Source organism: Chromobacterium sp. ASV23 (assembly GCF_016428945.1).
Taxonomy (GTDB): Bacteria; Pseudomonadota; Gammaproteobacteria; order Burkholderiales; family Chromobacteriaceae; genus Chromobacterium; species Chromobacterium sinusclupearum.
On sequence record NZ_JAELTR010000052.1, the window covers coordinates 20,819 to 28,086 of the forward strand.

Consider the following 7,268-nt stretch of genomic DNA (forward strand, 5'->3'; position numbering starts at 1 on the left):
TCCGTTTTGCTTTTCTACGCCGCTTGCGTTTACGGGTAGACGATGCGCAGCAGATTGGTGGAGCCGGGGGTGCCGAAAGGCACGCCTGCGATGATCACCATGGGCTTGCCCTGTTGGGCCAGGCCCAGCTTGGTGGCGCAGAACGTGGTCTTCACCACCATGTCCTCCAGGTTTTCCGCGTCCGGGCCATGGTAGGCCACCACGCCCCACACCAGAGACAGGCGGCGCGCCGTGGCCAGATTGGGCGAGATGCCCAGTATCGGCGTGGACGGGCGTTCGCGCGCCAGATAGATGCAGGTGGAGCCGCTGGTGGTGAAGGCCACCGACACGGTGACCGGCAGCAGCGTGGCGACTTTGCGCACACAGGCGGCAATGGCGTCGGTGCGGTCCGGCTCGTCCGCCACGCTGTAGTCCAGCGCCATCACCTTGCGGTAATCCGGGGCGCTTTCCACGCGGCGGATGATGCGGTCCATGATCTGCACCGCTTCCAGAGGATATTGTCCGGCGGCGGTTTCGGCCGACAGCATGACGGCGTCCGCGCCTTCGTACACGGCAGTGGCCACGTCGTTGGCTTCGGCGCGCGTCGGCGTCGGCGCGGTGATCATCGATTCCAGCATCTGGGTGGCGACGATGACCGGACGGCCCAGGTGGCGGCACTGATGCACGATCTTGCGTTGCACCACCGGCACGTCTTCCGGCGGCAGCTCCACGCCCAGGTCGCCGCGCGCCACCATGACGGCGTCGGACAGCGTGGCGATGGCGTCCAGATCATCCACCGCGGACGGTTTTTCGATCTTGGAAATGATGCCGACGCGCTTGCCGACGATGTCGCGCAGCTCCTTGACGTCGGCGCCGGTCTGGACGAAGGACATGGCCAGCCAGTCCGCGCCTTCTGCCAGCGCGAATTCGGCGTCCTTGCGGTCTTTTTCGGTGATGACCGACAGCGGCAGCACGGTGTGCGGCAGGTTGAAGCCCTTGTTGCTGGACAGTTCGCCGCCGACTTCCACGCGGGTGACGATGCGGCGCGGTTCCACATGTTCCACGTGGAACGCCAGCTTGCCGTCGTTGACCAGGATGCGGTGGCCCGGCTGCAGCGCGGCGAAGGCCTCCGGGTGCGGCAGCGTGGCGCGCTGGGCATCGCCCTGCACCTCGTCCAGCACGAATTCATAGCGATCGCCGGTTTTTACCGGCGTGGCCTGCGGGAACTTGCCGATGCGCAGTTTGGGACCCTGCAGGTCCACTACAACGCCCAGCGGCCTGTCCAGCGTCTGTTCGGCGGCGCGGATCGCCTGCAGACGGGCGCGATGGTCGTCATGACTGCCGTGGCTCATATTGAGCCGGAAGATATTGACCCCGGCGCGGGCCAATTCCAGGATTTGTTCCGGTGTGCTGGAGGAAGGTCCCAGCGTGGCGAGAATTTTGGTGTTGCGAAGCATGACAGTCCTTTGCGGCCCATCCGGCCGATTGATCAGGAGCGATTGCGTGTTGTGGGCCGACGCTGCTTATCCCTGCGCGCGACAGGACATCGCAATGCAGGGGTGTCCGCTGGGCGGACGGCAAGGCCTCACCGGCGATGATGCCACAGCGGCGCGGCGGTTTTTTTGCGCTGGGTCCAACTCTTGGCATCCGGCGACGCCATTCATGCTGCCATAAGCGGAGTGTAGCGTCAGAACTACGTAAATGTGTGTTTCTGATTATAAAACAACGTTTTGTCGCTTTGCGTGGCGGAAATTCATCAGCCTTTATTTTCGATAATTTTCTTATTTTTTCCTTTGCGCTGATTTGCCTGTAATGCATGCAAATGCTTGTTGTAAAGCGGGATTTGTGGATTTCCCTTCTCGCGGGCATGGGAATCTATCCGGACCTTGCTTGCTGAAATGGGAAACGCGTGTCTTTTATTCTATCTGGAGCGGCACACTTGTTTGATGTGAAAATGTAGCGCTGCGCTACATTTTTTAATCATTTGATATTAAATGATTTTTCATGTTTTTCCTGTTGTCGGGTGCGCTGGATTTCGCCGAAAAGTGTATTTTTTTTTACCGAATTATTGACAACTGTCTGTTCGGGCATAGAATTGTTCGCAAATAAAACGAACGTCATAAGCAAAAAAAGCAACATACAACGCAACGTTGACATCCCCGGCTGTTAACCAAGCCGCCTTACCGGCAATCAGGAGAAGACACAATGAGCGATCAGTACGTACTGGCTTTGGACCAGGGCACCACCAGTTCCCGCGCCATCCTGTTCAACCGCAGCGGCGACATCGTGTCGCTGGCGCAAAAGGAATTCCGCCAGATCTACCCGCAACCGGGCTGGGTGGAACATGATCCGCAGGAAATCTGGGGCGGCCAGGTGGGCGTGGCCGCCGAAGCCGTGGCCAAGGCCGGCATTGATGGTCGCAACATCGCCGCCATCGGCATCACCAACCAGCGCGAAACCACCATTGTGTGGGACCGCGAAACCGGCCAGCCGGTGTACAACGCCATCGTGTGGCAAGACCGCCGCACCGCCGAGTTCTGCGACGAGCTGAAATCGCGCGGCCTTGGCGAACTGATCCGCTCCAAGACCGGCCTGCTGGTGGATGCCTACTTCTCCGGCAGCAAGATCAAGTGGATTCTGGACAATGTGCCGGGCGCCCGCGAACGCGCCCGCGAAGGCAAGCTGGCCTTCGGCACCGTGGACAGCTGGCTGATCTGGAACTTCACCCACGGCAAGGTGCACGTGACCGACGTGTCCAACGCCTCGCGCACCATGCTGTACAACATCCACACCCTGGAATGGGACCCCGAGCTCCTGGACATCATGGGCATCCCGGCCAGCATGCTGCCGCAGGTGAAGAGCTCCAGCGAAGTGTACGGCCATACCCATGCCGCCCATCTGGGCGTGGAAATCCCGATCGCCGGCGTGGCTGGCGACCAGCAGGCCGCCCTGTTCGGCCAGCAGTGCACCACGCCGGGCATGGTGAAGAACACCTACGGCACCGGCTGCTTCATGATGCTGAACACCGGCGACAAGCCGATCGAATCGTCCAACAACCTGCTGACCACCATCGCCTGGAAGGTGGACGGCAAGGTGCAATACGCGCTGGAAGGCTCCATCTTCATCGGCGGCGCCGTGGTCAAATGGCTGCGCGACGGCCTGGGCATCATCCGCCACTCGGCCGATGTCGGCCCGCTGGCGCAGGAAGTGGAAAACAGCGACGGCGTCTATCTGGTGCCGGCCTTCGCCGGCCTGGGCGCGCCGCACTGGAACGCCAATGCCCGCGGCACCATCGTCGGCGCTACCCTGGGCACCAAGGCCGCCCACATCGCCCGCGCCGCGCTGGACAGCATCGCCTACCAGACCCGCGACGTGCTGAAGGCCATGGAAGCCGACGCCAAGATGAGCATCGCCGAACTGCGCGTGGACGGCGGCGCCACCGTCAATGAGCTGCTGATGCAGTTCCAATCCGACATCCTGAACGTGGATGTGGTCCGTCCCAAGATCACCGAAACCACCGCGCTGGGCGCCGCCTATCTGGCCGGCCTGGCAGTGGGCTACTGGAAAAACCTGGACGACGTGCAGGGCCAGTGGCAGCTGGATCGCCGCTTCAAGCCGGAGATGGCCGCCGCCGAAGTGGCCGGCAACGTCAAGGGCTGGCAACGCGCGGTCAACGCCACCAAGGTGTGGGCCGACGACCAGGCTTGATCTCCCCTAAGACCCGCCGCCGCGCGCCGCGGGCATCCCTAGATAAAGTTGGAAAGAGACAATCATGAATCCTTTGATGGGCGAATTCATCGGCACCGCCTTGCTGGTGCTGCTGGGCAACGGCGTGGTGGCCAATGTGCTGCTGAAGAACACCAAGGGCCATAACAGCGGCCTGATCGTGGTGGCCTTCGGCTGGGCGATGGCGGTGTTCGTCGGCGTGTTCAGCGTGGCCGCGATCAGCGGCGCGCACCTGAACCCGGCGGTATCGGTGGCGCTGGCGGTGGCCGGCAAGTTCCCGTGGGACAAGGTGCCGGGCTATGTGGCGGCGCAGATGCTGGGCGGCATGGCCGGCGCCGGCCTGATGTGGCTGATTTACCGCAAGCACTATGAAACCACCGATTGCGCCGACACCAAGCTGGCCACCTTCTGCACCGGTCCGGCCATCCGCAGTCTGCCGGGCAACCTGGTGTCCGAAATCGTCGCCACCTTCGTGCTGGTGTTCGCCATCCTGTCCATGGTGGGTCCGAAAATGTCGCTGGGCGCGATCGAAGCGTTGCCGGTGGCCCTGCTGGTGCTGGGCATCGGCGTGTCGCTGGGCGGCACCACCGGCTACGCCATGAGCCCGGCGCGCGATCTGGCGCCGCGCATCATGCACGCCATCCTGCCGATTCCGGGCAAGCGCGACAGCGACTGGGGCTATGCCTGGGTGCCGGTGGTCGGTTCGTTGCTGGGCGGCACGCTGGCGGCGCTGGCTTACACCCTGTAATCAGTGCGACGGCGCGCTCCCGGCGCGCCGTTTTTCCTTTTTTGTTCGTTTCTCTCGCCTGCGCTGGAATTCGGAAAATCCCTTCCTACATAAGCAGTTGTCTCTCGCTTTCCTCTGTCATTTCTGGCTTTTTTGCCGCGCTTCTGCGGTATCTGTGGCAAAAACGAAAAATAACGAACGAAAAATGTTTTATTTGTGTTCCTTGTTAGCTATTGTGGATAGAATGACGGGGACGGAATAAGCAAGGATCAGGCAAATGAAGGTATACGACTTGATGGTGATCGGCGGCGGCATCAACGGCGCCGGCATCGCGCGCGACGCGGCTGGCCGCGGCCTGTCGGTGGCGCTGTGCGAAAAGGACGATCTGGCTTCGCACACCTCCTCGGCCAGCACCAAGCTGATACACGGCGGCCTGCGCTATCTGGAATATTACGAGTTCGGCCTGGTGCGCAAGGCGCTGCAGGAGCGCGAAGTGTTGCTGAAGGCGGCGCCGCACATCATCTGGCCGCTGCGCTTTGTCATGCCGCATGCGCGCGATCAGCGTCCGGAATGGATGATACGTTGCGGCCTGTTCCTGTACGACCATCTGGCCAAGCGCGAGGTGTTGCCCGGTTCGGAAACCGTCAGCTTCGCCAAGCATCCATCCGGCGCGCCGCTGAAGGACGCCTTCAAACGCGGCTTCGTCTATTCCGACGGCTGGGTGCAGGATGCGCGGCTGGTGGTGCTGAATGTGATGGACGCGGCCGAGCGCGGCGCCCAGGTCTACACCCGCACCGCTTGCGTGGCGGCGCGCCGCGACGGCGAACACTGGCTGACCACGCTGCAGCGCGAGGACGGCAGCCGCTTCGAAGTGCGTTCGCGCGCGCTGGTCAACGCCGCCGGCCCGTGGGTGCAGAGCCTGATCGAAGACAAGCTGGCCATGCCGTCCAGCAAGTCCATCCGCCTGGTCAAGGGCAGCCACATCGTGGTCAAGAAAATCTTCGACCACCCGTTCGCCTACATCTTCCAGAACCCGGACAAGCGCATCATCTTCGCCATTCCGTACGAGAAGGAATTCACCCTGATCGGTACCACCGACGTCGAATACCAGGGCGATCCGGGCCTGGTGGCGATAGATGACAGCGAAATCGCCTACCTGTGCGAAATGAGCAACCGCTATTTCCACAGCCAGATCTCGCCGGCCGATGTGCTGTCCACCTATTCCGGCGTGCGCCCGCTGCTGGACGACGCCTCGGACAACGCTTCCAGCGTTACCCGCGATTACGCGCTGGAAATGGATACCCAAGGCGCGCCGCTGCTGTCGGTGTTCGGCGGCAAGATCACCACTTTCCGCAAGCTGGCGGAAGAGTCTGTGGACAAGCTCGCGCCCTTGCTCGGCAACCACAAGGCCACCTGGACCGCCGACGCGCCGCTGCCGGGCGGCGATATGCCGGGCGCCGACTTCGGCCGCTTCCTGCGCGATTTGACGCAGCGCCACCCGTGGCTGCCGGCGGAACTGGTGGAACGCTGGGCCCGTGCCTACGGCACGCGCGTGGCCAAGTTGATCGGCCAGGCGAATGCCCTGGCCGACCTGGGCGCGGAAATCCTGCCCGGCTTGTATGAAGCCGAGCTGCAGTATCTGGTGGACGCCGAATGGGCGACGCGCAGCGAGGACATCCTGTGGCGCCGTTCCAAGCTGAAATTGCATCTGCCGGCCTATGCCGACAAGGTGATCGACGCCTGGTTGGCCGCCCGCTCGCAATCCTCGCGCGAAGCCTTGAGCGCCTGATCGTCCTGATTCGCCATGGAAACAGCCCGGTCCGCCGGGCTGTTTTGCATGGCGGCGCGGCATGCTTATGCCCCATTAAAAGCTTTCGTTTCCCGCTGCGCCAGCGTTTGGCTAGCATGAGCCATCGATAGCGAAAAGGGAGAGCGAAATGCGCGTCGCGTTGAGCCAGGCTGTGTTGGGACGGTTGCCGGGAATGGAGGTGGAGGGTTTGCTGGCGCTGGGCGTGAACCAGGCGGCGTTGCCTGCCGCCGTGCTGGCCTTGCCGGAGCCGGACATCGATCTGGATGCGCTGTTGCAGCGCTGGAAGGCCTTGTACCGCGAATTGCCGGGCGACAAGAAGGCGCGCTGCTCGTTGGAGTATCTGGTCAAGTCGGCGCAAAAAGACAAGTTGCGCCGCATCCTGCCGCTGGTGGACCTGTACAACCAGGCCTCTTTGCAGAGCCTGGCGCCGTTTGGCGGCGAGGACATCGACAAGCTCGGCGGCGAATTGCGGTTGGATCTGGCGCGCGGCGACGAAAGCTTTTTTCCGCTGGGCAAAACGGAAGCCGAACAGCCGCAGCCACACGAAGCGGCATGGCTTAACGGCGGCGGCGAAGTAGTGTGCCGCTGCTTGAACTGGCTGGAGTCCGATTGTTTCAAGCTCGACGAAGCCAGCCGCAATGTGGTGTTCGTCAGCGAGCGCCCGGATGCCGGCTTCCCGTCCGGCGCGGCCGGCATGGACTGGCTGGCGCGCGAGCTGGCGCCGCATGCCGGCTCGCTGATCCGTTTCCGGCTGGATGCCGCCCATCCCGTGTTCGCAATGTAGTGCGGGCAGGCCATAGGCCTTGCCCGCGGCGCGGTGGGCTTTTGGGTCGAACCAACGCCTATGGCCTCTCACCCGATGCCGTCATGAATGGCGCGGGCAAGGCCAGGGCCTGCCCGCCCTACGGGCTGGATGCCGCCCATCCCGTGTTTGAGAGGTAGGGCGGATGCCCCGCAGGGGCGATCCACCGAGGTTGGCGGAACGCCCGTCTTTGCCGGGCTTCCGCCCTACAGGCGGAATTTTTC

The 7,268-nt window shown here is 62.9% G+C and carries 5 protein-coding genes; 4 read left to right on the forward strand and 1 reads right to left on the reverse strand.

Going from position 1 to position 7,268, the window contains the following annotated elements; genetic code table 11:
* Positions 1-29: 29 nt before the first annotated feature.
* Positions 30-1,436 (reverse strand): pyruvate kinase, encoded by a 1,407-nt coding sequence (gene pyk / locus JHD59_RS17525; RefSeq protein ID WP_199155176.1) that lies wholly within the window; start codon positions 1,434-1,436, stop codon positions 30-32.
* Between the two features lie 748 nt (positions 1,437-2,184).
* Here pyk and glpK point away from each other — a divergent pair.
* The 4 genes from glpK (at position 2,185) to JHD59_RS17545 (ending at position 7,026) form a co-directional block, all read left to right on the forward strand.
* On the forward strand, positions 2,185-3,687 hold the full coding sequence (glpK, locus tag JHD59_RS17530) for a glycerol kinase GlpK (protein WP_199155177.1): 1,503 nt from the start codon (positions 2,185-2,187) through the stop codon (positions 3,685-3,687).
* 64 nt (positions 3,688-3,751) lie between these two features.
* Positions 3,752-4,453, forward strand: a complete 702-nt coding sequence (locus tag JHD59_RS17535) for an MIP/aquaporin family protein (RefSeq protein ID WP_103320948.1) — start codon at positions 3,752-3,754, stop codon at positions 4,451-4,453.
* 256 nt (positions 4,454-4,709) lie between these two features.
* Positions 4,710-6,221 carry a glycerol-3-phosphate dehydrogenase gene (gene glpD / locus JHD59_RS17540; protein ID WP_199155178.1) on the forward strand — a complete coding sequence of 504 codons (1,512 nt, stop codon included), beginning with the start codon at positions 4,710-4,712 and terminating at the stop codon, positions 6,219-6,221.
* Between the two features lie 148 nt (positions 6,222-6,369).
* A complete protein-coding gene (locus JHD59_RS17545; RefSeq protein WP_199155179.1) occupies positions 6,370-7,026 on the forward strand; it encodes a B3/4 domain-containing protein in 657 nt (218 codons plus the stop codon).
* Positions 7,027-7,268 lie beyond the last annotated feature (242 nt).

Coding starts and splice junctions, on each gene's coding strand:
- pyk (WP_199155176.1), bottom strand. CDS start 1,436: ATGCTTCGCAACACCAAAATTCTCGCCACGCTGGGACCTTCCTCCAGC.
- glpK (WP_199155177.1), top strand. CDS start 2,185: ATGAGCGATCAGTACGTACTGGCTTTGGACCAGGGCACCACCAGTTCC.
- JHD59_RS17535 (WP_103320948.1), top strand. CDS start 3,752: ATGAATCCTTTGATGGGCGAATTCATCGGCACCGCCTTGCTGGTGCTG.
- glpD (WP_199155178.1), top strand. CDS start 4,710: ATGAAGGTATACGACTTGATGGTGATCGGCGGCGGCATCAACGGCGCC.
- JHD59_RS17545 (WP_199155179.1), top strand. CDS start 6,370: ATGCGCGTCGCGTTGAGCCAGGCTGTGTTGGGACGGTTGCCGGGAATG.